Source organism: Pseudomonas rubra, assembly GCF_028656935.1.
Taxonomy (GTDB): domain Bacteria; phylum Pseudomonadota; class Gammaproteobacteria; order Pseudomonadales; family Pseudomonadaceae; genus Aquipseudomonas; species Aquipseudomonas rubra.
This window is the reverse complement of sequence record NZ_JAMDGZ010000019.1, coordinates 20,078-46,996: the sequence shown is the minus strand read 5'-3', so window position 1 is coordinate 46,996 and position 26,919 is coordinate 20,078. Positions and strand designations below refer to the sequence as shown.

The 26,919-nt window shown below is 62.8% G+C and carries 30 protein-coding genes; 18 read left to right on the top strand and 12 right to left on the bottom strand.

Features of this window, described 5'->3' with window-relative positions:
• Positions 1-12: 12 nt before the first annotated feature.
• Positions 13-726: a C40 family peptidase gene (locus M5G17_RS09755; protein WP_420793370.1), complete on the top strand. Its 714-nt coding sequence runs from the start codon at positions 13-15 to the stop codon at positions 724-726.
• Here the strand turns inward: M5G17_RS09755 and M5G17_RS09750 are convergent.
• Positions 723-1,751: a type IV pilus twitching motility protein PilT gene (locus M5G17_RS09750; RefSeq protein WP_273892722.1), complete on the bottom strand. Its 1,029-nt coding sequence runs from the start codon at positions 1,749-1,751 to the stop codon at positions 723-725. The two genes, M5G17_RS09755 and M5G17_RS09750, sit on opposite strands and share 4 nt — an antisense overlap.
• 66 nt (positions 1,752-1,817) lie before the next feature.
• Here M5G17_RS09750 and M5G17_RS09745 point away from each other — a divergent pair, with 66 nt between their 5' ends.
• The 9 genes from M5G17_RS09745 (at position 1,818) to M5G17_RS09705 (ending at position 8,491) form a co-directional block, all read left to right on the top strand.
• Positions 1,818-2,504: a YggS family pyridoxal phosphate-dependent enzyme gene (locus tag M5G17_RS09745; RefSeq protein ID WP_273892721.1), complete on the top strand. Its 687-nt coding sequence runs from the start codon at positions 1,818-1,820 to the stop codon at positions 2,502-2,504.
• A gap of 38 nt (positions 2,505-2,542) precedes the next feature.
• Positions 2,543-3,361 (top strand): pyrroline-5-carboxylate reductase, encoded by an 819-nt coding sequence (proC, locus tag M5G17_RS09740; RefSeq protein WP_273892720.1) that lies wholly within the window; start codon positions 2,543-2,545, stop codon positions 3,359-3,361.
• Between the two features lie 10 nt (positions 3,362-3,371).
• Positions 3,372-3,962, top strand: coding sequence for a YggT family protein (locus M5G17_RS09735; RefSeq protein ID WP_273892719.1), 591 nt, complete (start codon positions 3,372-3,374; stop codon positions 3,960-3,962).
• Between the two features lie 165 nt (positions 3,963-4,127).
• Positions 4,128-5,267 (top strand): homoserine O-succinyltransferase MetX, encoded by a 1,140-nt coding sequence (gene metX / locus M5G17_RS09730; protein WP_273892718.1) that lies wholly within the window; start codon positions 4,128-4,130, stop codon positions 5,265-5,267.
• Between the two features lie 7 nt (positions 5,268-5,274).
• On the top strand, positions 5,275-5,895 hold the full coding sequence (metW, locus tag M5G17_RS09725; RefSeq protein WP_130262448.1) for a methionine biosynthesis protein MetW: 621 nt from the start codon (positions 5,275-5,277) through the stop codon (positions 5,893-5,895).
• A 24-nt stretch (positions 5,896-5,919) separates the two neighbouring features.
• The gene (locus M5G17_RS09720) at positions 5,920-6,354 is read left to right on the top strand and encodes a DUF4426 domain-containing protein (protein ID WP_273892717.1); all 435 of its coding nucleotides are present in this window, start codon (positions 5,920-5,922) and stop codon (positions 6,352-6,354) included.
• On the top strand, positions 6,351-6,947 hold the full coding sequence (gene rdgB / locus M5G17_RS09715; RefSeq protein ID WP_130262444.1) for an RdgB/HAM1 family non-canonical purine NTP pyrophosphatase: 597 nt from the start codon (positions 6,351-6,353) through the stop codon (positions 6,945-6,947). The genes M5G17_RS09720 and rdgB overlap by 4 nt, the downstream gene beginning before the upstream one ends.
• A complete protein-coding gene (gene hemW / locus M5G17_RS09710) occupies positions 6,944-8,158 on the top strand; it encodes a radical SAM family heme chaperone HemW (RefSeq protein ID WP_273892716.1) in 1,215 nt (404 codons plus the stop codon). The genes rdgB and hemW overlap by 4 nt, the downstream gene beginning before the upstream one ends.
• Positions 8,159-8,167: 9 nt before the next feature.
• Complete coding sequence (locus M5G17_RS09705; protein WP_130262440.1) at positions 8,168-8,491, top strand: DUF3392 domain-containing protein; 324 nt, start codon at positions 8,168-8,170, stop codon at positions 8,489-8,491.
• Positions 8,492-8,572: 81 nt separating this feature from the next.
• On the opposite strand, the gene trmB is transcribed toward M5G17_RS09705, so the two are convergent.
• From trmB to M5G17_RS09685, 4 genes are all read right to left on the bottom strand, one after another.
• Positions 8,573-9,295: a tRNA (guanosine(46)-N7)-methyltransferase TrmB gene (gene trmB / locus M5G17_RS09700; RefSeq protein WP_273892715.1), complete on the bottom strand. Its 723-nt coding sequence runs from the start codon at positions 9,293-9,295 to the stop codon at positions 8,573-8,575.
• A 9-nt stretch (positions 9,296-9,304) separates the two neighbouring features.
• A complete protein-coding gene (locus M5G17_RS09695; RefSeq protein ID WP_273892714.1) occupies positions 9,305-10,099 on the bottom strand; it encodes a thiazole synthase in 795 nt (264 codons plus the stop codon).
• Between the two features lie 48 nt (positions 10,100-10,147).
• Complete coding sequence (thiS, locus tag M5G17_RS09690; protein ID WP_273892713.1) at positions 10,148-10,348, bottom strand: sulfur carrier protein ThiS; 201 nt, start codon at positions 10,346-10,348, stop codon at positions 10,148-10,150.
• 101 nt (positions 10,349-10,449) lie between these two features.
• Entirely contained in the window at positions 10,450-10,821 is a 372-nt protein-coding gene (locus M5G17_RS09685; RefSeq protein ID WP_045193969.1) for a DUF423 domain-containing protein, read from the bottom strand.
• A gap of 34 nt (positions 10,822-10,855) precedes the next feature.
• Here M5G17_RS09685 and mtgA point away from each other — a divergent pair, with 34 nt between their 5' ends.
• Positions 10,856-11,614, top strand: coding sequence for a monofunctional biosynthetic peptidoglycan transglycosylase (gene mtgA, locus M5G17_RS09680; protein ID WP_420793369.1), 759 nt, complete (start codon positions 10,856-10,858; stop codon positions 11,612-11,614).
• Between the two features lie 62 nt (positions 11,615-11,676).
• On the opposite strand, the gene M5G17_RS09675 is transcribed toward mtgA, so the two are convergent.
• The 5 genes from M5G17_RS09675 to ftsY all read right to left on the bottom strand — a co-directional run bounded on the left by M5G17_RS09675 (position 11,677) and on the right by ftsY (position 16,437).
• Positions 11,677-12,186, bottom strand: coding sequence for a DUF1993 domain-containing protein (locus M5G17_RS09675; protein WP_273892711.1), 510 nt, complete (start codon positions 12,184-12,186; stop codon positions 11,677-11,679).
• Positions 12,187-12,265: 79 nt separating this feature from the next.
• Complete coding sequence (rpoH, locus tag M5G17_RS09670) at positions 12,266-13,120, bottom strand: RNA polymerase sigma factor RpoH (RefSeq protein ID WP_273892710.1); 855 nt, start codon at positions 13,118-13,120, stop codon at positions 12,266-12,268.
• A 112-nt stretch (positions 13,121-13,232) separates the two neighbouring features.
• A complete protein-coding gene (gene ftsX / locus M5G17_RS09665) occupies positions 13,233-14,261 on the bottom strand; it encodes a permease-like cell division protein FtsX (RefSeq protein WP_273892709.1) in 1,029 nt (342 codons plus the stop codon).
• Entirely contained in the window at positions 14,258-14,929 is a 672-nt protein-coding gene (gene ftsE, locus M5G17_RS09660; protein WP_273892708.1) for a cell division ATP-binding protein FtsE, read from the bottom strand. Before ftsE ends, ftsX begins: the two co-directional genes overlap by 4 nt.
• Positions 14,926-16,437 (bottom strand): signal recognition particle-docking protein FtsY, encoded by a 1,512-nt coding sequence (gene ftsY / locus M5G17_RS09655; protein ID WP_273892707.1) that lies wholly within the window; start codon positions 16,435-16,437, stop codon positions 14,926-14,928. Before ftsY ends, ftsE begins: the two co-directional genes overlap by 4 nt.
• 230 nt (positions 16,438-16,667) lie before the next feature.
• On the opposite strand from ftsY, the gene M5G17_RS09650 reads away from it, so the two are divergent.
• The 4 genes from M5G17_RS09650 (at position 16,668) to M5G17_RS09635 (ending at position 21,173) form a co-directional block, all read left to right on the top strand.
• The gene (locus M5G17_RS09650) at positions 16,668-18,023 is read left to right on the top strand and encodes a M16 family metallopeptidase (protein ID WP_273892706.1); all 1,356 of its coding nucleotides are present in this window, start codon (positions 16,668-16,670) and stop codon (positions 18,021-18,023) included.
• Positions 18,016-19,515 carry a M16 family metallopeptidase gene (locus M5G17_RS09645; protein ID WP_273892705.1) on the top strand — a complete coding sequence of 500 codons (1,500 nt, stop codon included), beginning with the start codon at positions 18,016-18,018 and terminating at the stop codon, positions 19,513-19,515. Before M5G17_RS09650 ends, M5G17_RS09645 begins: the two co-directional genes overlap by 8 nt.
• Positions 19,515-20,108 (top strand): 16S rRNA (guanine(966)-N(2))-methyltransferase RsmD, encoded by a 594-nt coding sequence (gene rsmD, locus M5G17_RS09640; RefSeq protein ID WP_273892704.1) that lies wholly within the window; start codon positions 19,515-19,517, stop codon positions 20,106-20,108. The genes M5G17_RS09645 and rsmD overlap by 1 nt, the downstream gene beginning before the upstream one ends.
• A gap of 72 nt (positions 20,109-20,180) precedes the next feature.
• Complete coding sequence (locus tag M5G17_RS09635) at positions 20,181-21,173, top strand: hydrolase (RefSeq protein WP_273892703.1); 993 nt, start codon at positions 20,181-20,183, stop codon at positions 21,171-21,173.
• A 334-nt stretch (positions 21,174-21,507) separates the two neighbouring features.
• On the opposite strand, the gene M5G17_RS09630 is transcribed toward M5G17_RS09635, so the two are convergent.
• Together M5G17_RS09630 and M5G17_RS09625 are read right to left on the bottom strand one after the other, a co-directional pair.
• Entirely contained in the window at positions 21,508-22,362 is an 855-nt protein-coding gene (locus tag M5G17_RS09630; protein ID WP_273892702.1) for a sulfurtransferase, read from the bottom strand.
• Between the two features lie 38 nt (positions 22,363-22,400).
• A complete protein-coding gene (locus M5G17_RS09625) occupies positions 22,401-23,066 on the bottom strand; it encodes a TetR/AcrR family transcriptional regulator (protein ID WP_130266746.1) in 666 nt (221 codons plus the stop codon).
• Between the two features lie 150 nt (positions 23,067-23,216).
• On the opposite strand from M5G17_RS09625, the gene M5G17_RS09620 reads away from it, so the two are divergent.
• The 3 genes from M5G17_RS09620 to M5G17_RS09610 are packed head-to-tail and all read left to right on the top strand — an operon-like array spanning position 23,217 to position 26,838.
• The gene (locus M5G17_RS09620) at positions 23,217-24,650 is read left to right on the top strand and encodes a coniferyl aldehyde dehydrogenase (RefSeq protein WP_273892918.1); all 1,434 of its coding nucleotides are present in this window, start codon (positions 23,217-23,219) and stop codon (positions 24,648-24,650) included.
• A 25-nt stretch (positions 24,651-24,675) separates the two neighbouring features.
• The gene (locus M5G17_RS09615; protein WP_273892701.1) at positions 24,676-25,209 is read left to right on the top strand and encodes a twin-arginine translocation pathway signal protein; all 534 of its coding nucleotides are present in this window, start codon (positions 24,676-24,678) and stop codon (positions 25,207-25,209) included.
• A gap of 27 nt (positions 25,210-25,236) precedes the next feature.
• Complete coding sequence (locus M5G17_RS09610; RefSeq protein WP_273892700.1) at positions 25,237-26,838, top strand: GMC family oxidoreductase; 1,602 nt, start codon at positions 25,237-25,239, stop codon at positions 26,836-26,838.
• Positions 26,839-26,919 lie beyond the last annotated feature (81 nt).

Below are 26,919 nucleotides of genomic sequence, written 5' to 3'. Positions count from 1 at the left end.
TTTTGCCGCCCCTTGGAGTCGACCAACGGATCAAAATTTGATCAAAAAGCTGTTATAAAGTTGCGCGCCAACCCACCTAGAGCCCTGCCTATGCGTCCTTTTTTCAAGACATGGCTGACCATCTGCCTATTATTGCCACTGGCTGCCCACGCCACCAATCGTGAGCAACGGTTACCCAACGGTTTCTCCGGGTATACCTCCAATTCCACTGCTACGCGTCCACACAAGAACGTCGGCAGCAGCAAAGCCCAGCACAGCCCCAAGCGCAGCAGCCGCTCGAGCGTACCGCTGCCGGTCGCCGCTGCCATGTCGCCGCAACAGAGCAGCGATGTGCTCAGCCGCGCGGTCAATGTGCTTGGCACCCCGTACCGCTGGGGCGGCAGCAGCCCGAGCAAGGGCTTTGACTGCAGTGGCCTGGTCAAGTACGCCTTCAACGACATCGATGAAGTCGACCTGCCACGTACCTCCAATGCCATGGCCAGCGGCCACGGCATCAAGGTCGACCGCAACGACCTCAAGCCAGGCGACCTGATTTTCTTCAACATCAAGAGCCGCCGGGTCAACCATGTCGCCATTTACCTGGGTAACGACCGCTTCATCCACGCACCGCGTACCGGTAAGCGGGTCAGCATCGACACCTTGAACAAGCCTTACTGGCAAAGCCGTTACGTGGTTGCCAAACGTGTCCTGCCGAAAAGCCAGCAACTGGCCCTGGCCAAGCGCTAGAACCGCCCCGGCGCCCGCTCTTGGGCGCTGTCAGGGCTGACCAGGCCTCGGTGCACCAGGTCCTGCAGGCAACCCTCCAGGGTTTGCATGCCCTGCGCCCCACCTGTCTGAATCACCGATTGCAACTGCGCCACCTTACCCTCGCGGATCAGGTTGCGCACGGCAGGTGTTGCCAGCAGAACCTCATGGGCCGCCACCCGGCCACCGCCCACTCGCTCGATCAGCACCTGCGACACCACCGCCTGCAACGCCTCGGCGAGCATGGCACGCACCAGTTGCTTCTCTTCGGCGGCAAACACATCCACCAGGCGATCGACGGTTTTTGCCGCCGAGCCGGTGTGCACCGTGGCCAGCACCAGGTGCCCGGTTTCCGCCGCAGTCATGGCCAGGCGGATAGTCTGCGGGTCACGCAGTTCCCCGAGCATGATCACATCCGGGTCCTGGCGCAACGCGGCGCGCAAGGCTTGGGCAAAGCCATGGCTGTGCCGGCCGATTTCGCGCTGGCTGATCCGGCTACGCTGTGAGCGGTGGATAAACTCGATGGGGTCCTCGAGGGTAACGATATGCAGCGGCCGCTCGCGGTTCAGGTGATCGACCAGCGCCGCCAGGGTGGTTGATTTACCCGAACCCGTGGGGCCGGTGACCAGCACCAGCCCACCCGGCAGTTCGGCAATCTGCCGAAACACATCCCCAAGACCCAGCTCGCTCAGGCTGCTGACCTGTGCCGGAATCACCCGTAGCACCGCAGCGGCGCCTTGGTGCTGCTGAAATGCATTGACCCGGAAGCGCGCCAATGCTGGCACGGCAAAGGCAAAGTCGATATCCAGATGTGTTTCAAAATCCTTTTGCTGCGCGGTGGACATGAGCTGAGCGAGCAATTCATCCATCTGCCCGGGTGTCAGCTGCGGCAGCGTCATCGGCCGCAAACGCCCTTCAAGCCGCAGCGCCGGTACCTCGCCCGCCGCCAGGTGCAGGTCGCTGGCGCCGGCCCGCACTGCCTGCGCCAGCAGTTGCGTCACATCCATGAGACTCCCCAAAGGCCGCCAAGCAGGTAGAATGCCGCAGACCCAAAGAGCCGCTGGCATCGATCAATGTCCACCATAGCAGACAACCTTTCCACGCTCGCCGCACGCATCCGTGCCGCCGCGCTGGCCGCCGGGCGCGAGCCTGAGACGGTGCAGTTGCTGGCCGTGAGCAAGACCAAACCCGCCGCCGCCGTGCGCGAAGCCTTCGCCGCCGGCGTTCGCGATGTCGGTGAAAACTATCTGCAGGAAGCCCTGAACAAACAGGGCGAATTGAGCGACCTGCCCTTGACCTGGCACTTCATCGGCCCCATTCAGTCGAACAAGACTCGTGCGATTGCCGAGCACTTTGCCTGGGTACATTCCGTGGACCGCCTGAAAATCGCCCAACGCCTGTCCGAGCAACGCCCTGGCGACCTGCCTGCATTGAACATCTGCCTGCAGGTCAACGTCAGTGGCGAAGCGAGCAAGTCCGGCTGCACCCCCGAGGAGCTGCCAGCCCTGGCCCGCGCCGTTGCCGCGCTGCCACGCCTGCGCTTACGCGGGCTGATGGCGATTCCCGAGCCGACCGACGACGAGGCGCTCCAGCAAGCTGCCTTTGCCCGGGTTCGCGCGCTGCAGGCGAGCCTGGGGTTACCACTCGATACCTTGTCCATGGGCATGAGCCATGACCTGGAAGCCGCAATTGCCCAGGGTGCAACCTGGGTGCGTATCGGCACCGCGCTGTTCGGTGCCCGCGACTACGGCCAGCCCTGACCCATGCTGACTCCCTCTTTCCCTATCAAGGACCTGACATGAGCAAGACTCGTATTGCCTTTATCGGCGCCGGCAACATGGCCGCCAGCCTGATCGGCGGCCTGTGCGCCCAGGGCCTGGAAGCTTCGCAGATCCGCGCCAGCGACCCGGGCGCCGAGCAGCGGGCAAAAATCCATGCCGAACACGGCATTGAAATGTTCGCTGACAACGCCCAGGCCATCGAAGGCGCCGACGTGGTGGTGCTGGCGGTCAAACCGCAGGCAATGAAAGCCGTGTGCGAGGCCCTCAAGCCGAGCCTTGCGCCTGAGCAACTGGTGGTCTCGATTGCCGCCGGAATCACCTGTGCAAGCATGAACAACTGGCTTGGCGCCCAGCCGATCGTACGCTGCATGCCCAACACCCCGGCGCTGCTGCGCCAGGGCGTCAGCGGCCTGTTCGCCACCTCCGAAGTTACGCCGGCCCAGCGCCAGCAGGCCGAGCAACTGCTATCGGCCGTGGGCATCGCCCTGTGGCTGGACAACGAACAACAGCTCGATGCAGTGACTGCGGTGTCCGGCAGTGGTCCCGCGTATTTCTTCCTGCTGATCGAGGCGATGACCGCTGCAGGCGAAAAACTTGGCCTGCCACGGGAAACCGCCGCCAAGCTAACCCTGCAAACCGCCCTGGGCGCCGCCCACATGGCCGTCAGCAGTGACGTCGACGCCGCCGAACTGCGCCGTCGGGTCACCTCGCCGGCCGGCACCACGGAAGCGGCGATCAAGTCGTTCCAGGCCAATGGATTCGAAGCGCTGGTGGAAAAGGCGCTGGGTGCCGCTGCGCACCGCTCGGCCGAAATGGCCGAACAACTGGGCAACTAAGGAGCCGAACATGATCGGATTGAACACCGCTGCAATCTATGTCCTGCAGACCATCGGCAGCCTTTACCTGCTGATCGTGGTTCTGCGCTTTGTCCTGCAACTGGTGCGCGCGGACTTCTACAACCCGCTCAGCCAGTTTGCCGTGCGTGCCACCCAGCCACTGCTCAAGCCAATGCGCCGGGTGATCCCCAGCCTGTTCGGCCTGGACATGTCGTCGCTGGTACTGGCGATCATCATCCAGCTGCTGGTAATGGGCCTGACCCTGCTGCTGGCCTACGGCACCACCGGCAACCCGCTACAGCTGCTGGTCTGGTCGATCATCGGGGTGACTGCGCTGTTCCTGAAGATTTTCTTCTTCGCCCTGATCATCAGCGTGATCCTCTCGTGGGTCGCACCGGGCAGCCACAACCCGGGTGCCGAGCTGATCAACCAGATCTGCGATCCGTTCCTCGCACCGTTCCGGCGTATCCTGCCGAACCTGGGCGGCCTGGATATCTCGCCGATCCTGGCGTTCATGGCGCTGAAGCTGATCGACATGCTGGTGATCAACAACCTGGCGGCGATGAGCGGGATGCCGGAGATTCTGCGTTTGCTGGTCTGATCGGTAACCGCAGCGCCCCTATCGCTGGCAAGCCAGCTCCCACAAGGTTCTCAACAACCTGTGGGAGCTGGCTTGCCAGCGATGCTTTTCAAGCCTTGGCACATTGCTTGCCCCCCACCCCGGTGGTCTTTAGACTTACGCCTCATTCAAGCGTGAGCAGGGTCGATGTCCACTGTCTTTCCCGAAGATTCGGTCGGTCTGGTAACACCGCAACTGGCGCAATTCAGCGAGCCGCTGGCGCTGGCATGCGGTCGCTCGCTGGCCTCCTATGAACTGATCTACGAAACCTACGGCACGCTCAACAGCAGCGCCAGCAACGCCGTGCTGATCTGTCATGCGCTGTCCGGCCATCACCATGCGGCCGGCTACCACAGCCCCGACGACCGCAAGCCGGGCTGGTGGGACAGCTGTATCGGCCCCGGCAAGCCGATCGACACCAATCGTTTCTTCGTGGTCAGCCTCAACAACCTCGGCGGTTGCAACGGCAGCACCGGCCCCAGCAGCCTCAACCCGCTCACCGGCAAACCCTACGGCGCCGATTTCCCGGTATTGACCGTGGAAGACTGGGTACACAGCCAGGCGCGCCTGGCCGATCGCCTGGGCATCGCGCAATGGGCCGCCATCGTCGGTGGCAGCCTGGGTGGCATGCAGGCTCTGCAGTGGACCATTACCTACCCCGACCGCGTGCGTCACTGCCTGGACATCGCCTCGGCGCCCAAGCTCTCGGCGCAGAACATCGCCTTTAACGAGGTGGCGCGCCAGGCCATCCTCACCGACCCGGAGTTCCATGGCGGCTCGTTCCAGGATCAGGGCGTGATCCCCAAGCGCGGCCTGATGCTGGCGCGCATGGTCGGCCACATTACCTACCTGTCCGATGACTCCATGGGCGAAAAATTTGGCCGTGAGCTCAAAAGCGACAAGCTCAACTACGACTTTCACAGCGTCGAGTTCCAGGTCGAAAGCTATCTGCGCTATCAGGGCGAAGAGTTCTCCGGCCGTTTCGACGCCAACACCTACCTGCTGATGACCAAGGCCCTGGATTACTTCGATCCGGCTGCTGCCCACGGTGGCGACCTGGCTGCAACTCTGGCCAATGTCACGGCACAATACTGCGTGATGTCGTTCACCACCGACTGGCGCTTCTCGCCGGCACGCTCGCGGGAGATCGTCGACGCCCTGATCGCCGCGCGCAAAAACGTCTGCTACCTGGATATCGACTCGCCCTATGGCCACGATGCCTTCCTGATCCCGACCCCGCGCTATATCACGGGTTTCACGAACTACATGAACCGCATCGTCTGCTGAGGACCTTATGAGAGCCGACCTGGAAATAATCCAAGACTGGATCCCCGCCGGCAGCCGGGTACTCGACCTCGGTTGTGGTAGCGGTGAACTGCTGGCGTCGCTACGCGACCACAAGCAAGTCGCAGGCTACGGCCTGGAAATCGACCCCGACAACATCGCCCAGTGCGTGGCCAAGGGCGTCAACGTCATCGAACAGGACCTCGACAAGGGCCTGGGCAACTTCGCCAGCAACAGTTTCGACGTGGTGGTCATGACCCAGGCACTGCAAGCCGTGGAGTACCCCGACCGGATCCTCGACGAGATGCTGCGCGTGGGCCGCCAGTGCATCATCACCTTCCCCAACTTTGGCCACTGGCGCTGCCGCTGGTACCTGGCGACCAAAGGTCGCATGCCGGTATCCGACTTCATGCCGTATACCTGGTACAACACGCCGAACATCCACTTCTGCACCTTTGAAGACTTCGAGGCCCTGTGCGGCGAACGCCGCGCCCAGGTCCTCGACCGCCTGGCGGTCGACCATTTGCACCGCCACGGGTGGGCGAGCAAGCTATGGCCTAATCTTCTAGGTGAGATCGGCATTTACCGTGTCAGCAGCCCCGGCCTTACCGAACACAAGGTCGCGGTTTAACCCGCACACTGGAGGAGAACGATCATGGGTCGCTTGTTGAGCTGTTTACTGGTTGCCTGCCTGAGCCTGCCGGCAGTCGCCGCCGATGCCATCAAGGGCGAGCGCAAGGAAGTGTTCGGGGATACCACGGTGCACTACAGCACCTTTATTTCCACCTTTCTGACGCCTGAGACCGCCAAGGCCACTGAACTGGTTCGCAGCAAGAATCAGGGCGTGATCAACGTTTCGGTCATCAAGGCCGGCAAACCGATGGTCACCGAAGTCAGCGGCACCGTCAAAGACCTGACCAGCAACTCGGTACCGTTGAAGTTCAAGCAGATCAACGAACAAGGGGCGATCTACTACATTGCCCAGTATCCGGTTCCGCAGCAGGAAACCCGCACCTTCACCATCAACGTTGGGGTTGATGGCAAGACCGAAACCATCAGCTTCAACCAAGAGCTTTTCCCAGGGCAATGATGACTTTTCAGCAGATCGTATTGGCCAGCCACAACGCCGGCAAACTCAAGGAACTGCAGGCCATGCTCGGTGACACCGTGCAGCTGCGCTCCATTGGCGAATTCAGCAGCGTCGAGCCGGAAGAAACCGGCCTGTCGTTCGTCGAGAACGCCATTCTCAAGGCGCGTAATGCCGCGCGTATTTCCGGCATGCCAGCGCTGGCCGACGACTCGGGCCTGGCCGTAGACTTCCTTGGCGGCGCGCCCGGTATTTATTCGGCGCGTTACGCCGACGGCAAGGGCGACGCGGCGAACAACGCCAAGCTGCTCGATGTGCTCAAGGACGTTCCGCAAGAGCAGCGCGGTGCTCAATTTGTCTGCGTGCTGGCCCTGGTCCGCCACGCCGATGACCCGCTGCCGATCCTCTGCGAAGGCCTGTGGCACGGGCGCATCCTGACCCAGGCCAGCGGCGAACACGGTTTTGGCTACGACCCGCTGTTCTGGGTACCGGAGCGCGATTGCTCCAGCGCCCAGTTGAGCCCTGCCGACAAGAACCAGATCAGCCACCGTGCCCGCGCCATGAGCCTGTTGCGTCAACGTCTGGGCCTGGCATGACCGATCGTTCGCCGGCACAGCCACTGCACCTGGGCGAGGCTGGCTTTACTTCCCAAGCACCACGGGTGGCCCTGCCACAACTGCCACCCCTGTCGCTGTACATCCATATTCCCTGGTGCGTGCGCAAATGCCCGTACTGCGACTTCAACTCCCACGCCGCCAGCCCCGAGCTGCCTGAAGAAGCCTATGTCGATGCTCTTTTAACCGACCTGGACCAGGAGCTGGGCGCCGTCTATGGCCGCCCGATCAGTTCGATCTTCTTTGGCGGCGGCACCCCGAGCCTGTTCAGCGCCCGCGCCTTGGGCCGCTTACTGGTGGGTGTGGAGCAGCGCATCGCGTTTGCCAGCGATATCGAGATCACCCTGGAAGCCAACCCCGGGACTTTTGAGCAGGAGAAGTTCAAGGCCTACCGGCAGTTGGGCATCAATCGCCTGTCGATCGGCATCCAGAGCTTCCAGCAGGCCAAACTTGAGGCGCTCGGGCGCATCCACAACGGTGACGAGGCCATTCGTGCCGCCGATATGGCGCGCAACGCAGGCTTCGACAACTTCAACCTCGACCTGATGCACGGCCTGCCCGACCAATCGTTGGACGACGCCTTGAGCGACCTGCGCCAGGCCATCGCGTTGAACCCAACGCACTTGTCCTGGTACCAGTTGACCCTGGAGCCGAACACGGTGTTCTGGAACCAGCCGCCGCTGCTGCCCGAGGACGACATTCTCTGGGACATTCAGGAAGCCGGACAAGCGCTGATGGCCAGCCATGGCTACAGCCAATATGAAGTCTCGGCCTACGCCCAGCCCGGCCGCGCCGCCCGCCACAACCTCAATTACTGGAGTTTTGGCGACTTCATCGGCATCGGTGCCGGCGCCCACGGCAAGCTCAGCCACCCGGACGGGCGTATCCTGCGTACCTGGAAGACCCGCCTGCCCAAGGACTACCTGAACCCGGCCAAGGCCTTCAAGGCCGGCGAGAAGCTGCTGCCGGTGGATGAGCTACCCTTCGAGTTCCTGATGAACGCCCTGCGCCTGACCCAAGGCGTGGACGCCGATCAATTCAGCCTGCGCACGGGGTTGCCGCTGGAGCAGCTAGCCGAGGCCCGCCGCGAGGCCGAACAAAAGGGCCTTTTGCAGGTCGAAACCTCGCGACTGGTCGCCACCCCACGAGGCCAGCTGTTCCTCAACGACCTGCTGCAGTATTTCTTGACCTAAGGATTGCGAATGGATCTGGTACTCGACCTGCTCTCGACTGTTTCCCGCTGGAGTCGCAGCAACTTGTCGGAGATCTCCCTGGCTTTGGTGGGCTGTTTGCTGGTGTTGTTTGGCACCGACATCAAAGGCTGGGTCGAACAACGCCTGGGCGGCCTTGCAGGCGCCTTGCGCGTGCCGTTCATGGCCGTGTTGGTGATGATCGGCAGCGGTGCGGCGCTGATCTATGCCACGCCGTGGGTCATCAAAGGCCTGGCGCAGTTCAACAACTATGCGTTGGCGCCGGTGTTGCTGATTGTGCTGGTGTTGATTGGCGTGGTCGCTGATCGGCGCTGAAATGCATCGCGGGGCAAGCCCGCTCCCACAGAGTCCAAAACACCTCTGTGGGAGCGGGCTTGCCCCGCGATCTGCTACAAATTACGCCAGTTTTTCGAACTTTAGATCCCACACCCCATGCCCCAGTCGCTCGCCACGGCGTTCGAACTTGGTGATCGGGCGCTCGGCCGGACGCTCAACGCACTTGCCGTCGGCAGCCAGATTGCGATAACCCGGGGCCACGTTCATCACTTCCAGCATGTATTCGGCATAGGGTTCCCAGTCGGTCGCCATATGGAACACGCCGCCGACCTTGAGCTTGCTCAGTACCAGGGCTGCGAACTCCGGCTGGACGATGCGACGCTTGTGGTGACGGCTCTTGTGCCAAGGGTCGGGGAAGAACAGCATCAGCCGGTCGAGGCTGTTGTCCGCCACGCACTTGTTCAGCACTTCGATGGCATCGCAGTCATACACCCGCAGGTTCTTCAGGCCCTGGGTCAGCACACCATTGAGCAGCGCACCGACACCCGGACGGTGCACTTCGACACCGATGAAGTCCTGCTCGGGGGCGGCAGCGGCCATTTCCAGCAGGGAATGGCCCATGCCAAAACCGATCTCCAAAGTACGCGGCGCCGAGCGGCCGAAGACTTGGTCGTAGTCCACCGGGCTCTCGGCCAGGGGCAGGATGAACAACGGCCCACCCTGGTCCAGGCCACGTTGCTGGCCTTCGGTCATGCGCCCGGCGCGCATCACGAAACTCTTGATGCGGCGGTGTTGGCGCTCTTCGCCTTCGGCGGTGCTCGGCGTTTCTTGCGATTCAGTCATCAGGGGCTCTTACTTGATCAGACCATCCAGCGGCGACGAGGCGCTGGCATAGAGTTTTTTCGGCATACGCCCGGCCAGGTACGCCAGGCGGCCAGCGACAATGGCGTGTTTCATGGCTTCGGCCATCATGATCGGCTGCTGTGCGTGAGCGATCGCCGAGTTCATCAGCACCGCCTCACAGCCCATTTCCATGGCGATGGTGGCATCGGATGCAGTACCGACGCCGGCATCGACCAGCACCGGTACTTTCGATTCTTCGAGGATGATCTGCAGGTTGTACGGGTTGCAGATTCCCAGGCCCGTACCGATCAGACCGGCCAGCGGCATTACCGCGATGCAGCCGATTTCGGCCAACTGGCGGGCGATGATCGGGTCGTCGCTGGTGTAAACCATTACATCGAAACCGTCCTTGACCAGCACTTCGGCGGCCTTGAGGGTCTCGATCACGTTGGGGAACAGGGTCTTCTGGTCGGCCAGTACTTCGAGCTTGACCAGGTTGTGGCCATCGAGCAGTTCACGGGCCAGGCGGCAGGTGCGCACGGCTTCGACCGCATCGAAGCAGCCAGCGGTGTTCGGCAGGATGGTGTAGCGAGCTGGCGGCAGCACGTCGAGCAGGTTCGGTTCGCCCGGGTTCTGGCCGATGTTGGTGCGACGCACGGCTACCGTGACGATCTCGGCACCGGAGGCCTCGATGGCCAGGCGGGTTTCTTCCATGTCGCGGTACTTGCCGGTGCCGACCAGCAGGCGCGACTGGAAGGTACGACCGGCCAGGGTGAAGGGCTTGTCGCTACGAACATTGCTCATCGGTAATCCTCTTGAAGGTTGAGGGACTTGCAGGTGAAGCGCTAAGGCCTAGCCGCCGCCAATGGCGTGCACCACTTCAACCTGGTCGCCTTCGCTCAAGGCGGTGGCTTCGTGCTGGCTGCGCGGCACGATGTCCAGGTTGAGCTCGACCGCCACCCGGCGACCCGCCAGGTCAAGCCGGTTGAGCAGGGCCGCGACGCTTTCGCCATCGGCCACTTCGAAAGGTTCACCGTTCAGTTGAATGCGCATGCGCACGGCCGCCATTATTTTTAGGGGCCCGCATTCTAGCCCTGATCAGGGGGCAAACCCAAGGCCGGGCCGCGCCATTCGTCTCGATCCGGACCCGCTGGTCAGCTCAGGCGCCAGGCTGCAAGGCCCAGGCACAGCCAGCCGCCAAGAAACGCCAGGCCGCCGAAAGGGGTAATGATACCGAGCTTGCCGATGCCGCTCAGGGTCAGCACATACAGGCTACCGGAAAACAGCAGGATCCCCAGGGTGAACAGACCACCGGCCCAACCGACCAGGCGCCCGGGCAGGTGCACCGAAAGCACCGCCACCGCAAGCAGGGCCAAGGCGTGCACCAACTGGTAGGTGACGCCGGTATGGAAGATCGCCAGGTATTCGCTGCTCAACCGGCCCTTGAGGCCATGGGCAGCAAAGGCGCCCAGGGCCACGCCGGTGAATCCGAAAAACGCCGAAAGCAGCAGAAAACTACGCAGCATTGGGAAGACTCCTAGTCAGCACAGGGTCTGTATAATGGCCCGCTCCATCGGTTCGGCCAAGCCATCACCTATGCTGTCTTCCATTTTCCGTCGCCTCAGCCGAGCCCTGCTGTGGTTTGCCGCAGGTAGCGTCCTGCTGGTGCTGCTGTTTCGCTGGGTACCGCCGCCTGGCACTGCGCTGATGGTTGAGCGCAAGGTCGAGTCCTGGTTCAACGGCCAGCCCATCGACCTGCAACGGGACTGGGAGCCATGGGAGCGGATCTCCGATGAGCTGAAAGTGGCGGTAATCGCAGGCGAAGACCAGAAGTTCGCCAACCACTGGGGCTTTGACTTCAATGCCATCCAGGCAGCACTGGCCCACAACGAACGCGGTGGCAGTATCCGCGGCGCCAGCACCCTCAGCCAGCAAGTGGCCAAGAACCAGTTCCTCTGGGCGGGCCGCAGTTGGCTGCGCAAAGGCCTGGAAGCCTGGTTCACTGGGTTGATTGAGCTGTTGTGGCCCAAAGAGCGGATTCTCGAGGTTTATCTCAACAGTGCCGAATGGGGCGAAGGCGTGTTCGGCGCGCAGGCGGCGGCGCGGCACCACTTCGGCGTAGATGCCAGCCAGTTGTCGCGCCAGCAGGCCAGCCTGCTGGCCGCCGTCCTGCCCAGTCCGTTGAGGTGGAGTGCCAGCCAACCCAGTAGCTATGTAGCACGGCGTGCCGGCTGGATTCGTCAGCAGATGCGTCAGTTGGGCGGCAACAGCTACCTGGCACAGCTGGACAGCCCGCGCCGGGCGCCCTGGAACCAATAAAAAACCCGGAAAAGTGCACACCTTGCCGGGTTTTATTGTTTGCTGATTACTGGGTAACCGCCTTAGAAAGCGCCCATGTAGTCGCGTTTGCCCACTTCTACACCATTGTGACGCAGGATTGCGTACGTGGTGGTGACGTGGAAAAAGAACTGCGGCAGGCCGTAGCTCAGCAAATAAGCCTGGCCACTGAAGCGCTTCTCTTTGGGCGTGCCCGGACGAGTCACGATTTCAATGCCTTCCTTGCCATCGATCTGGGCCGGCGCAATGCCGTCGAGGAAAGCCAGCACCTTACCGATCAGCGCTTGCAGCTCGGCAAAGGTGGTTTCGCTGTCATCGTATTTCGGCAACTCGACCTCAGCCAAGCGCGCCGATACCCCCTTGGCGAAATCAACAGCGATCTGCACCTGGCGAACCAGTGGAAACATATCCGGATACAGGCGAGCCTGGAGGAAGACGCTCGGATCGATGTTTTTCGCCGTAGCGTGAGCTTCGGCCTTGTTCAGCACATCACTCAGGGCGTTGAGCATTTGCTTGAAGACAGGAACAGAAGCGGCGTACAAGGAAATGGTCATAGCAGTCTCGACAGGGGGGCGGAGAATCATGAAAAAGCCCCGACACGTCGGGGCTTTTTGGTTATTGCCGTATTGCGACTCAGACTGCGATCAAGGCTTTGACCTTGTTCATCGCATTCTTTTCCAGCTGGCGAATCCGCTCGGCAGACACGCTGTATTTCGCGGCCAGGTCATGCAAAGTGGCCTTTTCCTCGGCCAGCCAGCGCTGGTAGAGGATATCGCGACTGCGGTCATCCAGGCCTTGCAGGGCTTCGTGCAGGTTGCTGGTGGAGTTGTCACTCCAGTCGGCATCCTCCAGTTGACGCGCAGGGTCGTAACGGTGGTCTTCCAGGTAGTTGGCCGGCGACTGGAATGCACTGTCGTCATCGGCTTCGCTGGCCGGGTCGAAGGCCATGTCCTGACCGGTCAGGCGGCTCTCCATCTCGCGCACTTCACGTGGCTCGACACCCAGGCTTTCGGCAACACGATGTACTTCATCGTTGTTCAGCCAGGCCAGGCGCTTTTTCTGGCTGCGCAGGTTGAAGAACAGCTTACGCTGAGCCTTGGTAGTGGCCACCTTGACGATGCGCCAGTTGCGCAGGATGAACTCGTGAATCTCGGCCTTGATCCAGTGCACTGCAAAGGACACCAGGCGCACACCCATTTCCGGGTTGAAGCGCTTGACCGCTTTCATCAGGCCGACGTTGCCTTCCTGGATCAGGTCGGCCTGGGCCAGCCCGTAGCCGGAATAGCTGCGCGCGATGTGTACGACAAAACGCAGGTGGGCGAGCACCATCTGCCGAGCTGCCTCAAGATTTTGCTCATAGTAGAGACTCTCAGCCAGTTCACGCTCCTGCTCGGGCGTCAGCAATGGAATGCTGTTGACCGTGTGCACATAGGCTTCCAGGTTTGCGCCGGGAACCAGGGCATAGGCAGGTTGCAACGAAGTGGTCATACGAAAAAACCTCCGACTCACTAAACTCGTGCCATAGGCACTGCCAACATTGACCGGGAACCGCGAAACAAGTTCCCTAAAAGTGAAAAGAGTCAATACCAGCAAAAAGACACTATCGCGGTGCAAGCTCGCTCAAGTGGCGGGCGACCGCAATCCAAGCACCGATATACCCTAACAAGACCGCTCCAAGCAAGAGGGACAGACCATCGGCTGACGGAACCCCGGCCAGGGAAAAATCACTGCCATACAGCCCGGAAAGCCCGATTACCGCGTCATTCAGCCAGTTCAGGCCAAATGCCAGCACCCCCCAGGCCAACACCCCCGCACCCAGGCCATACAAGGCGCCCATGTACAGGAAAGGCCGGCGTACATAGCTGTCGGTGCCGCCAACCAGCTTGATCACCTCGATTTCGGTACGCCGATTCTCGATGTGCAGGCGAATTGTGTTACCAATTACCAAAAGCAGTGCAGACACCAGCAAAACGGTCAAACCGAACACAAACCGGTCACCCAGTTTGAGGATCGCCGCCAGGCGCTCGACCCACACCAGGTCCAGCTGAGCAGCTTCAACCTTGGGCAGTTCGGCCAGGCGCTGGCGCAGGGCTTCCAACGCCGGCTTGTCGACTTCTGCCGGGGTTACCACGATCACGCCAGGCAGCGGGTTCTCCGGCAATTCGCGCAGGGCTTCGCCCAGGCCCGACTGCTGCTGGAACTCGTTGAGGGCTTGCTCGCGGCTGACATATTCGGCCTCGGCAACACCCGGCAGGCCCTTGATTTGTTCACGCAAGGCCTCGCCTTCATGGCTGCTGGCATCGAGCTTCAAGTACAGCGAAATCTGCGCCGCACGCTGCCACGAGCCGCCCAGGCGCTCGACGTTGCTCAGCAGCAGCGACAAGCCCATCGGCAGGCTCAAGGCCACGGCCATCACCAGGCAGGTGAAGAAGCTGCCGATCGGCTGCTTGGCGAGACGCCGCAGGCTGTCGACCAGGCTCGAACGGTGGCTTTCCAGCCAGGCGTGCAACAGGGTACGGAAATCCGGGCCGTCATCATCGTGACCGCCCCGTTTTTTCTTCTCAGGTCCAGGGTCAGCGGCTTTGGGCGCTACCCGCTCGGAAACCTTGGGACTGCGTGTCGCACTCATTGCCCGGCCTCCCCATCGCCGATCAAGCGACCGCGCTGCAGGGTCAGCATGCGATGGCGCATGCGCGCGATCAGTGCCAGGTCGTGACTGGCGATCAGCACGCTGGTGCCCAGGCGGTTGATATCTTCGAAAACACCCATGATCTCCGCAGCCAGGCGCGGGTCGAGGTTACCGGTAGGTTCGTCCGCCAGCAGCAAGGCCGGACGGTGGACGATGGCGCGGGCAATGCCGACGCGCTGTTGCTGGCCGGTGGACAAGTCGCCTGGGTACAGCTCGGCCTTGTCCGTCAGGGCCACGCGCTCAAGCGCCGAGTCGACCCGCTTGGCCACTTCTACCTTGGACAGGCCGAGGATCTGCAGCGGCAGGGCGACGTTGTTGAAAACCGTGCGGTCGAACAGCAGTTGGTGGTTCTGGAACACCACACCGATCTGCCGGCGCAGGAACGGGATCTGCGCGTTGCTGATCTGCCCCAGGTCCTGCCCGGCCAACAGCAGCTTGCCGCTGGTGGGACGTTCCATGGCCAGCAGCAGGCGCAGCAAAGTACTTTTACCGGCACCGGAATGGCCGGTCACGAACAGAAACTCGCCCCGACGCACCCGAAAACTCAACTCATGCAGGCCAACGTGACCATTGGGGTAGCGCTTGGCGACCTGTTCGAATCGAATCATGGGTGCTCCCGCTCGGCAAACAGTGCTTTCACGAAGGGTTCGGCTTCGAAGGTGCGCAGATCGTCGATGCCTTCACCCACGCCAATATAGCGGATCGGCAGGCCGAACTGCTTCGCCAGGGCAAAGATCACCCCGCCCTTGGCGGTGCCATCGAGCTTGGTCAGGGCCAGGCCGGTCAGCTCCACGCTCTGGTTGAAATGCTTGGCCTGGTTGATGGCGTTCTGGCCAGTGCCAGCATCGAGCACCAGCAACACCTCGTGAGGTGCATCTGCATCAAGCTTGCCGATCACCCGACGGACTTTCTTCAGCTCTTCCATCAGGTTGTCTTTGGTGTGCAGGCGACCGGCGGTATCGGCGATCAGCACGTCGACATTACGGGCCTTGGCGGCCTGCACGGCATCGAAGATCACCGAAGCCGAATCGGCACCGGTGTGCTGGGCGATGACCGGGATCTGGTTGCGCTCGCCCCACACTTGCAGTTGCTCGACCGCCGCAGCACGGAAGGTGTCGCCAGCGGCGAGCATGACCTTCTTGCCTTCAAGCTGCAGTTTTTTTGCCAGCTTGCCGATGGTGGTGGTCTTGCCAGCGCCGTTGACGCCGACCACAAGGATCACAAACGGTTTGCCTTGGTTGTGGATGCGCAGTGGCTGCTCGACCGGCTTGAGCAGGTCGGCCAGCTCGCCTTGCAGCGATTTGTACAGGGCATCGCTGTCGGCCAGCTGCTTGCGCGCGACCTTCTGGGTCAGGCTCTGGACGATCACCGAAGTGGCTTCGACACCAACGTCGGCAGTCAGCAGGCGGGTTTCAATTTCATCGAGCAGGTCGTCATCGATGGCCTTCTTGCCCAGGAACAGGCTGGCCATGCCCTCGCCGATGCTGGCGCTGGTCTTGCTCAGGCCCTGTTTGAGGCGGGCGAAGAAACCACCCTTGCTCTCGTCGCTACGCACGGGCTCGGCTGGTTCGGCCACAATGGGCTCGGTCACCGGGGCAGGTGCTTCAACCGCTGCGAGCGCAGGTGCGGGCTCGGGCACGACCACAGGCTCGGGAACTGCAACTGGCGCGGGCGGGGGAACAGGGATGGGCTCGGGAAGCGGCTCAGGTTCAGGCGCAACCAGCACAGGCTCAGGCTCGATGACCGGCACAGGGTCCTGGCGCGGCGGGATCGGTGGCGGCGTATGCGGCTCAAGGTCAGCAACCAGGGCTACCGGCTCTTCAGGCACAGGCAGCACCAGGCCGACGGACGGTTCGGGCTGGACCTCGACCGGTGCAGCAACTGGCGCAGTGGTAACCGGCTCTGGCGCGACAACGGCAGCAGGCACAACCTCCACCGCAGCGACGGCAGCAGGAGCCTCGGCAGGCAACGCGGCAGGTTGCTGCGTTTCAACCGGAGCAGGGGCGTGTGGCTGTTCGGCTACGGGTTGCTGGGGCTTTTTGCGCAGCCAGCCGAACAGGCCTTTCTTTTCACCAGCCGCAGCCGGCGTCTTTTTGTCGTCGTTGGAACCAAACATGGAAGACGGCTATCTCAGGGTAGCGATGCGCCACTGCGGCGCTTCGTAAATTCTTTTAACGCAGAACAGTCTACTTTTAGTCCGGCTCGTTCTTGCGCAGCATTTTGACATCAAGCCTTCGGGCTGGATCCATGACAGGCATGGTCCTCAGGCAACCGGATCAGTATCCTAGCACCTCCAAGCCCGCCGACGCTAAGACCACGCGGGCAGTCCTACAGGTTAAACAACGTATGAATGCTCTAGCCCGCCGCGCCGCTGGCCTGTTGCTCAGCACAGTTTGTCTGCCGTTCGCAGCCTTTGCCGCCGATACGCAACCCACCCACGAGTTCATTCTCGACAACGGCCTGAAAGTGGTCGTACGTGAGGACCACCGGGCGCCGGTGGTGGTCTCGCAGATCTGGTACAAGGTCGGTTCGACTTACGAGTCCCCCGGCCAGACCGGCCTTTCCCATGCCCTGGAACACATGATGTTCAAAGGCAGCGAAAAGCTTGGCCCCGGCGAAGCCTCGCGCATCCTGCGTGACCTTGGCGCCGAAGAGAACGCCTTCACCAGCGACGATTACACCGCCTATTACCAGGTGTTGGCCCGCGACCGCCTGCCGGTGGCGCTTGAGCTTGAAGCCGACCGTATGGCCAGCCTGCGCCTGCCGGCCGACGAGTTCAGCCGCGAAATCGAGGTGATCAAGGAAGAGCGCCGCCTGCGCACCGACGACCAACCCAACGCCAAGGCCTTCGAGCTGTTCAGCGCCATGGCCTTTCCGGCCAGCAGCTACCGTACCCCGACCATCGGCTGGATGGCCGATCTTGACCGCATGAAGGTCGAGGAACTGCGCCACTGGTATGAGTCCTGGTACGTGCCGAACAACGCCACCCTGGTGGTGGTCGGCGATGTCACCGTCGATGAGGTCAAGGGCCTGGCCCAGCGCTTCTTCGGCGCCATCCCGAAACGCGCGGTGCCACCGGCCAAGCTGCCGCTGGAACTGGCCGAACCGGGCCTGCGGGAAACCACTCTGCACGTGCAAACCCAGCTGCCGAGCCTGATCTACGGCTTCAACGCCCCGGGCCTGGCCACCGCCAAGGATCCACGCAGCGTGCACGCCCTGCGATTGATCTCGGCACTGCTCGACGGTGGCTACAGCGCGCGCCTGCCGAGCCGCCTGGAACGCGGCCAGGAGCTGGTCTCCGGCGCTTCGTCGAGCTACAACCCGTTCACCCGCGGCGACAGCCTGTTCCTGATATCGGCTACGCCGAACCTGCAGAAGCACAAGACCCTGGCCGATGTCGAAGCCGGTATCTGGAAGCTGCTCGAAGAGCTCAAGACCACCCCACCTTCGGCTGAAGAGCTTGAGCGGGTGCGCGCCCAGGTCATCGCCGGGCTGGTTTACGACCGCGACTCCATCAGCAGCCAGGCCACCGCCATTGGCCAACTGGAAACCGTCGGCCTGTCGTGGAAGCTGATCGACAGCGAGCTGGACGAGCTGAAAAGCGTCACCCCGGCCGACATCCAGAACGCCGCCCGCACCTACTTCACCCGTGAACGCCTGAGCGTTGCCCACGTACTGCCCGAGGAGAACGCTCATGAGTGAACGCAGCGCACCCCGCTACACCCTGATCGGCCTGGGCCTACTGTTGTTGATCGGCCTGCTGGCATTCTTCCTGGCCAAGCCTGCGCAGTCCGATAACGCCGCGCAACCGGCCACCAGCACCGCCGCCAAAGCGGCCAACACCCTGCAATCGCTGGCCGAGCTGGACGGCAAGGCGCCAAGCCGCCGGCAATTGAACATCCAGACCTGGAACACCGCCGAAGGCGCGCGCGTGCTGTTTGTCGAGGCCCGCGAGCTGCCGATGTTCGATCTGCGCCTGACCTTCGCCGCCGGCAGCAGCCAGGACGGTGATGCCCAGGGCCTGGCCACCCTGACCAACGCCATGCTCAATGAAGGCGTGGCCGGCAAGGATGTCACCGCCATCGCCGAAGGTTTCGAAGGCCTGGGCGCCGATTTTGGCAACGGTGCCTACCGCGACATGGCTGTGGCCTCGCTGCGCAGCCTGAGTGCTACCGACAAGCGCGAGCCGGCGCTCAAGCTGTTCGCCGACGTGGTCGGCAAGCCAACCTTCCCGCAAGACGCCCTGGCACGCATCAAGAACCAGATGCAGGCCGGCTTCGAGTACCAGAAGCAGAACCCGGGCAAACTGGCCGGCATCGAGCTGTTCGAGCGCCTGTACGGCACCCACCCCTATGCCCACCCGAGTGACGGCACCGCCAAAAGCATCCCGCCGATCACCCTGGAGCAACTGCGCGCCTTCCACGCCAAGGCCTATGCCGCTGGCAACACGGTGATCGCCCTGGTCGGCGACTTGAGCCGCAGTGACGCTGAAGCCATTGCCGCGCAAGTGTCCGCAGCCCTGCCCAAAGGCCCGGCCTTGGCCAAGGTGGCACAGCCAAGCGAACCCAAGGCCGGTGCGACCCACATCGATTTTGCCTCCAAGCAGACCCACCTGATGCTCGCGCAACTGGGCATAGACCGTAATGATCCTGACTACGCCGCGCTGTCGCTGGGCAACCAGATCCTTGGCGGTGGTACCTTCGGCACCCGCCTGATGAGCGAAGTGCGCGAGAAGCGCGGCCTGACCTACGGCGTGTACTCGGTGTTCAGCCCGATGCAGGTACGTGGCCCGTTCATGATCAACCTGCAGACCCGTGCCGAGCTCAGCGAGGGCACCCTCAAGCTGGTCCAGGACATCCTCGCCGACTACCTCAAGAGCGGCCCGACCCAGCAGGAACTGGACGACGCCAAGCGTGAACTGGCCGGCAGCTTCCCGCTGTCCAACGCCAGTAACGCCAGCATCGTCGGCCAGCTGGGCGCCATCGGCTTCTACAACCTGCCACTGACCTGGCTGGAAGACTACATGCAGCAGTCCCAGGCGCTGACCACTGAACAGGTCAAGGCCGCGCTGAACAAACACCTGGCCGCTGACAAGATGGTCATCGTCACCGCCGGGCCCAGCGTGCCGCAAAAGCCACTGCCGCCGCCCACTGACAAACCCGCCGAGCAGCCGCTTGGCGTACCGGAGCATTAATGGCCAGTCCATCCGCAAAACCGGCCAAGCCGCACCACGGCCAGGGCCAACTGCGCATCATCGCCGGCGAATGGCGCAGCCGTCGCCTGAGCTTCCCTGACGCACCAGGCCTGCGTCCGACCCCGGACCGGGTCCGCGAGACCCTGTTCAACTGGCTTGCGCCACACATCGCAGGGGCCAAGGTGCTCGACGCCTACACCGGCAGCGGTGCGCTGTACCTCGAAGCGCTTTCCCGTGGCGCGGGTGACTCCGTGGCCCTGGACAGCAACCCGGCGGCCATCGCCAGCCTGCGGCAGAACCTGGAAGCCCTGCGCTGCCCCCGCGGCCAGGTGATCCAGACCGACGCCCAGCGCTACCTGCAAGGCGAGCCGAAGCTGGCCTTCGACCTGGTGTTCCTCGACCCGCCGTTCAACCAGGACCTACTGACCAGCACCTGCGCACTCCTCGAAGAGCGCCAGTGGCTAGCCGAAAACGCCTGGATCTACACCGAAAGCGAAACCCCACCCTCAACCCTGCAACTGCCGAGCAACTGGCGCCTGCACCGGGAGAAAAAGGCCGGCCAGGTGTACTACGCCCTCTGGCAGCGCGGCTAACTCGCAGCAAAAAAGTGCAACGGGCATTACACTTCAACGCAACCGTTGCACTTTTTTACCGAGATACCTGCGATGTCATCTGCCCCGTCCAGCCCCTTCAAACCCGCCTTGGGGCTGGGCAACCCGCATATGCAGACGCTGTGGGGGCCTTTGTGGCGCAAGTCGGCGGCCTTGAGCCGTCAGCGCGAACGGCTGTGGCTGGCCGATGGCGATTTTCTCGACCTCGACTGGCACGGCCCCCACGAAGCAACAACGCCGGTTGTGCTGGTGCTGCACGGGCTCACCGGCTCCTCCAGCTCACCCTATGTTGTCGGCTTGCAACAGGCCCTGGCCAACCGCGGCTGGAGCAGCGTGGCGCTGAACTGGCGTGGTTGCTCGGGCGAGCCCAACCTGCTGCCACGCAGCTACCATTCCGGCGCCAGCGAAGACCTGGCCGAAACCATCGACCACCTGCGCGCGCAGCGCCCACAAGCACCGTTGTACGCTGTGGGTTACTCGCTGGGCGGCAATGTGCTGCTCAAGCATCTGGGCGAAGCAGGTTCGGCCAGCCAGTTGCAGGCGGCCGTGGCGGTCTCGGTGCCGTTTCGCCTGGACCATTGTGCCGACCGCATCGGCCTTGGGTTTTCCCGGGTGTACCAGGCGCACTTCATGCGCGCCATGCTCGCCTATGTGAAAGACAAGCAGCGCCACTTCCGGCACCACGGCCATGACGAGGGCCTTGCCGCGCTGGAGCGGCTCGGGCCATTGGAGAACATGCGCACGTTCTGGGATTTCGATGGCCGGGTGACGGCGCCACTCAATGGCTTCGCCGACGCCAAGGATTACTACCGGCGGGCATCAAGCCGGTACTTTCTCGGCGAGAACCGCACACCGACGCTGATCATCCACTCCAGCGACGACCCGTTCGTGTTTGCCCACAGCCTGCCGGCAGCCAATGAGCTGGCGGCGCAGACCACCTTCGAACTGCACACACGCGGTGGGCATGTGGGGTTTGTCGATGGCAGTGTGCGCAATCCGGGGTATTACCTGGAGCGGCGGATTCCGCAGTGGTTGGCTGACTTTTAGGGCCTCATCGCGGCATAGGTATCTACACATCTCGCGATTGCTCCGCCGGTTTGTGGCCCTGACCCACGCTCTCGCCACGCACCAAGACTGACGACGCCGCTCTAACAGGCCATGGCACGTTGCAACAAATGTGGGAGCGGGCCTTGCCCCGCGATGCGCCGCGCGGGCGGCGCTCAATCTCAAGGACGCCACAACCCTAACGGCGTACACCTACTGGCCCTCACCTCATCTCAAACCCCACACCTCACCGTCATCACGCAATCGCAAGATGTGTAGATACCTATGCTCATCGCGGGGCAAGCCCGCTCCTACAGAGGAGACCCAGCGATGCTTCTCAGTCGCCCGTGGCCACCTTCCGCGTGGGGTCGGTAATCCACTCACTCCACGACCCCGCATACAGCTTGCCCAAGGGATAACCCGCCAGCGCCAGGGCAAACAGGTTATGGCAGGCCGTCACACCGGAACCGCAATACGCTACCAGGTGCTCTGGCGAACGCTGGCCGAGTTTTTCGGCAAAACGCTGCTTAAGCTGCTCAGTCGACAAAAACCGCCCATCGGCACCCAGATTGTCGGTAAATGCCGCCCATTGCGCGCCGGGGATATGCCCGGCCACCGGGTCGATCGGCTCGACCTCGCCACGAAAACGCGGCAGGCCACGGGCGTCGATCAAGGTCAGCTCGGGCTTGCCCAGGCGCTCGCCCAACTGGACGGCATCCAGCACCAGACTGTCATCCGGCTCACCACTGAAACTGCCTTCGCGTTTAGCAGGCGGATCTAGGCTCAGCGGCAGCCCGGCCGCGTGCCAGGCCTTTAGGCCGCCATCAAGGATCGCTACGCCCGTGCGTTTGCCCAGCCAGGCCAGCAGCCACCAGGCCCGGGCCGCGAAGGCGCCCGGGCCATCGTCGTACAGGACAATCTCACTGTCGTTGTCGATACCCCAGGCCCGCAACCGCTCGACCAGTTGCTCCGGGGCCGGCAACGGATGACGCCCGGTCACACCCTTGATGATCGGCCCACTCAGGTCACGCTCCAGGTCGGCAAAATGCGCGCCGGCGATGTGCCCCTCAGCGTAGCTGCGCTGACCATAATCGACGTCTTCCAGGGCAAAGCGGCAATCGAGAATCACCTGCTTGGGCGCCTCCAGGCGTTCGGCCAATTGTTGGGCGGTGATCAGTTGCGCGAGGGGCATGACAGTCTCCTGAACGATTGAACGGTGAGGCCCGGGCCTTATTGCTCCAGTGCCTGGTTAAGCGAAACGTAGAACTCCTGGCACAAGGCATCCACCGCAGGGCGGGCCTTGGCGGTGACGAAACCGAGCTCCAGCACCAATACCTGATAGACACCGCGCTTGAAGGCTTCTTCACTCAAGTGCGCGGAATTTTCGCGAGTGGTGCAGAGAAAACGAACCCATGAGGTCAGCACGATCCAGGCATTAAGGGTCAACGACTCGATCTGCACCTCGTCCATTTCAACAATATCGGCCTCGACAAAGCCACGGTAGATCGCCTGGCCTTGCAGCAGGCAGCGCTGGGAAAAGCGCCGGTAGCGGGCGGCCAGTTCCTTGTCGCTGTCGAGCAGGTGCTCAAGGTCACGGTGCAAAAAGCGGTAGTTCCACATCGCCGCCAGCAGGGCCTTGAGGTAGAAACGCTTGTCCTCGACCGTAGCCAGGCGGCCATGGGGCGGGCGCAGGAAGCTTTCCACCAGTTCTTCATACTGGGTGAAGAGCACGGCGATGATTTCCTGCTTGTTAGCGAAGTGGTAGTACAGGTTGCCGGGCGATATCTCCATGTGCGCAGCAATGTGGTTGGTACTGACACTGCGCTCGCCTTGCTGGTTGAACAGCTCAAGGCTGTTCTGCACGATGCGCTCGCGGGTCTTGATACGCGGGGCCATGATCAGCTCCAGGTTTTGAGCTTGAATGAATGGGTCCATATTACGGTGTATCCACACCGCTATGTACCCGCAGGTACTGTGAAAAACAGTCGCACGGGATGGATATTAGAGTATATGCTCTATAAAACCTGCCTTGCCGAGGAATTTCGCATGCTCGCCGACGCTACCCACCCCTTGCCGCTTACTGAATTCGACGACCTCAATGGGCTGTTTGCCCGCCAGCGTCAGGCTTTTGCCGGTAACCCGATGCCGGTGGCCGCGCAACGCCTGCAATGGCTCAAGAGCTTGCGCAGCGCGCTGCTCGCCCAGCAGCAGGGGTTGATCGCCGCCATCAACGAGGACTTCAGCGGGCGCAGCGCCGACGAAACCTTGCTGGCTGAGCTGATGCCGAGCATTCAAGGCCTGCGCCATGCCGAAAAGCACCTCAAGCAGTGGATGAAAGCCTCGAAACGCACGGTCGGCCTGGCCTTCCAGCCGGCTAGCGCGCAGGTGCAATACCAACCGCTGGGGGTGGTCGGCATCATCGTGCCGTGGAACTACCCGCTATTTCTCGCCATTGGTCCGCTGACCTGTGCTCTGGCCGCGGGCAACCGGGTGATGCTCAAGCTCAGTGAAGCCACACCAGCCACCGGCCAGTTGCTCAAGCAATTGCTCGACCAGGTCTTCCCAGAGGATCTGGTCAGCGTGGTACTGGGCGAAGCTGACGTTGCCCAGGCCTTCTCGCGCCTACCGTTCGATCACCTCCTGTTCACCGGGGCCACCAGCGTCGGCCGCCAGGTGATGCTGGCCGCGGCAGAAAACCTGACCCCGGTGACCCTGGAACTGGGCGGCAAGTCTCCGGCGATCGTCTCTGCCAGCGTGCCACTGGCCGACGCGGCCGAACGCATCGCCTTCGGCAAGACCCTCAATGCCGGCCAGACCTGCGTAGCGCCTGACTACGTGCTGGTGCCGCGCGAGCGCCTGGATGACTTCGCCAAAGCCTACCAAAACGTGGTCCGACGCTTTTATCCGACCCTGGCCGACAACCCGGACTACAGCGCCATCATCAACCCGCGCCACCTGGCCCGGCTGCAAAGCTACCTCGACGATGCCCGCAACAAGGGCGCCGAAATCATTGACCTGTATCCGCAAGAGCCGCGTCAGGGACGGCGCCTACCACCGCACTTGTTGCTCAAGGTCAGCGACGACATGCGCGTGATGCAGGATGAGATCTTTGGCCCGCTACTGCCGTTGGTGCCCTACGACTCCCTCGACCAGGCGCTGGCCTACATCAATCAGCGCCCGCGCCCGCTGGCCCTTTACTACTTTGGCTACGAGCGTAACGAGCAGCAGCACGTGCTTGAACACACCCACTCTGGCGGTGTGTGCCTCAACGACACCCTGCTGCATGTCGCCCAGGACGATCTGCCGTTCGGCGGTATCGGCCCCTCGGGCATGGGCCATTACCACGGCCATGAAGGCTTCCTGACCTTCAGCAAGGCCAAGGCGGTGTTCGCCAAGCAGCGCTTGAATGCCGCGCGCCTGATCTACCCGCCCTACGGCAAGTCGTTGCTCAAGCTGGTGTACAAACTGTTCATTCGCTGAAAAACCACCCACGGGCCTGATAACAATGACTACAAGCCTGCCTGTACACCCCGCGCTGAGCCGGCGCGGGCTGCTCAAGTTCAGCCTCGGCGCCAGCGCCTTGCTCGCCACTGCCGGGCTGGGCGCCAGTCTCAGCGGCTGCTCGGTGCAAACGCCGGCCAGCGGCTTCATCTGCTTGCGCGCCAACGACCTGCTGATTCTTCAGGCGTTGATCCCGGTTGTGCTGGCCGGCACCCAGGCGGCCGACAAGCGCGACGCCTTGCTGCTCAGGCTGGACAACAAGCTCACGGCGCTGTCACCGGCCATGCTCAAGCTGACCCACCAACTGTTCGACGTACTCGCGATGGCGGTCACCCGCGGGCCGTTGACGGGTATCTGGGGCAGTTGGGACAGCGCCAGCAGCGCGCAGATCGAAGCCTTTCTGCAACGCTGGCAGGACAGTTCGCTGAACCTGCTACGCATGGGCCACGCCTCGCTCCTGCAACTGTTGCACATGGCCTGGTACGAACTGCCCGACGCCTGGGCCCACTGCGGCTACCCAGGGCCACCCAAGGTCTGATCCACTAATAACGACAAGAGGCTGAAGATGCCCGTACCCGACCTGTTCCGCGACGGCCTTGACAACCGTGGCTGGAAGACCCGTGACGCCTCGCGCCTTGACCAGGACCTGCACCTTGCCGCCGACATCGCCATCATCGGCAGCGGTGCTGGCGGCGCCACCAGTGCCGAGCTGCTCAGTGCTGCCGGCTTCAAGGTGCTGCTGATCGAAGAAGGCCCGCTGAAAACCAGCAGCGACTTTCACATGCTCGAAGACCAGGCCTACGCCAGCCTCTACCAGGAAGGCATCGGCCGCATGAGCAAGGATGGCGCCATTACCATCCTGCAGGGCCGTGCGGTCGGCGGCACGACCCTGATCAACTGGACCTCGAGCTTTCGAACCCCCGAACCGACCCTGGAGCACTGGGCCAGGGAACATGGCGTCAAGGGCCTGGGCAGCGCCGAACTGGCGCCCTGGTTCGCACGCCTGGAACAGCGCCTGGGCATCGAGCCGTGGATCATGCCGCCCAATGCCAACAACGAGGCGCTGCGCCGTGGCTGCGAAGCGCTGGGCTACAACTGGAAGGTGATCCCGCGCAACGTGCGCGGCTGCTGGAACCTGGGTTATTGCGGCATGGGCTGCCCGGTCAACGCCAAGCAGTCGATGCTGGTCACCAGTATCCCGGCAACCCTCGAGCACGGCGGCGAGCTGCTGTACCTGGCCCGCGCCGAGCGCCTGGAACATAACGGCGAGCAGATCAGCGGCCTGCACTGCGTGGCCATGGACTCGCGCTGCGTCGAACCCACCGGCCGGCAAATCAAGGTCAAGGCCCGGCACTACATCCTTGCCGGCGGCGGCATCAACAGCCCCGGCCTGCTGCTGCGCTCCGACGCCCCGGACCCTCATGAACGCCTGGGTAAACGCACCTTCCTGCACTTGGTCAACTTCAGTGCCGGGTTGTTCAAGGATCAGGTCAACCCCTTTTACGGCGCGCCACAATCGATCTACTCCGACCATTTCCAGTGGCGCGACGGCGTCAGTGGGCCGATGGGCTACAAGCTCGAGGTGCCGCCCCTGCACCCGGCGCTGGCCAGTACCCTGCTGGGCAGTTTCGGCAAGGAAAATGCCCTGCGCATGGAGCAACTGCCGCATACCCACGTGATGCTCGCCCTGCTGCGCGACGGTTTTCACCCGGACAGTGCCGGGGGCGAGGTGCAGTTGCGCAGCGATGGCGCACCGGTGCTCGACTACCAGGTCTCGCCCTACGCCTGGGACGGCGTACGCCGGGCCTTCCAGAGCATGGCCGAGATCCAGTTCGCGGCAGGTGCCGACAGCGTCATGCCAGTGCACAGCGATGCCCGCCATGTGAAAAACCTGACAGAGGCCCGACAGATGATCGACGGGCTGAACCTCGAGCTGTTTCGCACCCGCCTGGGCAGCGCCCACGTCATGGGCGGCTGCGCCATGGGCGAGGACCCACGCCAGGCGGTGTGCGACAGCCTGGGCCGGCATCATCAGCTGGGCAACCTGTCGATTCACGACGGTTCTCTGTTCCCCACCAGCATCGGCGCCAACCCGCAATTGTCGGTGTATGGCCTCAGTGCGCTGCTCAGCGATGCCCTGGCCACGCGCCTGGTTGCTGGCAGATGACAACAAATGGCCTCACTGTCTATAGTGCCTTTAGCGTGGACGGGCGACTTGGCCGACCGCCACTGCTGCGATACCATCCGA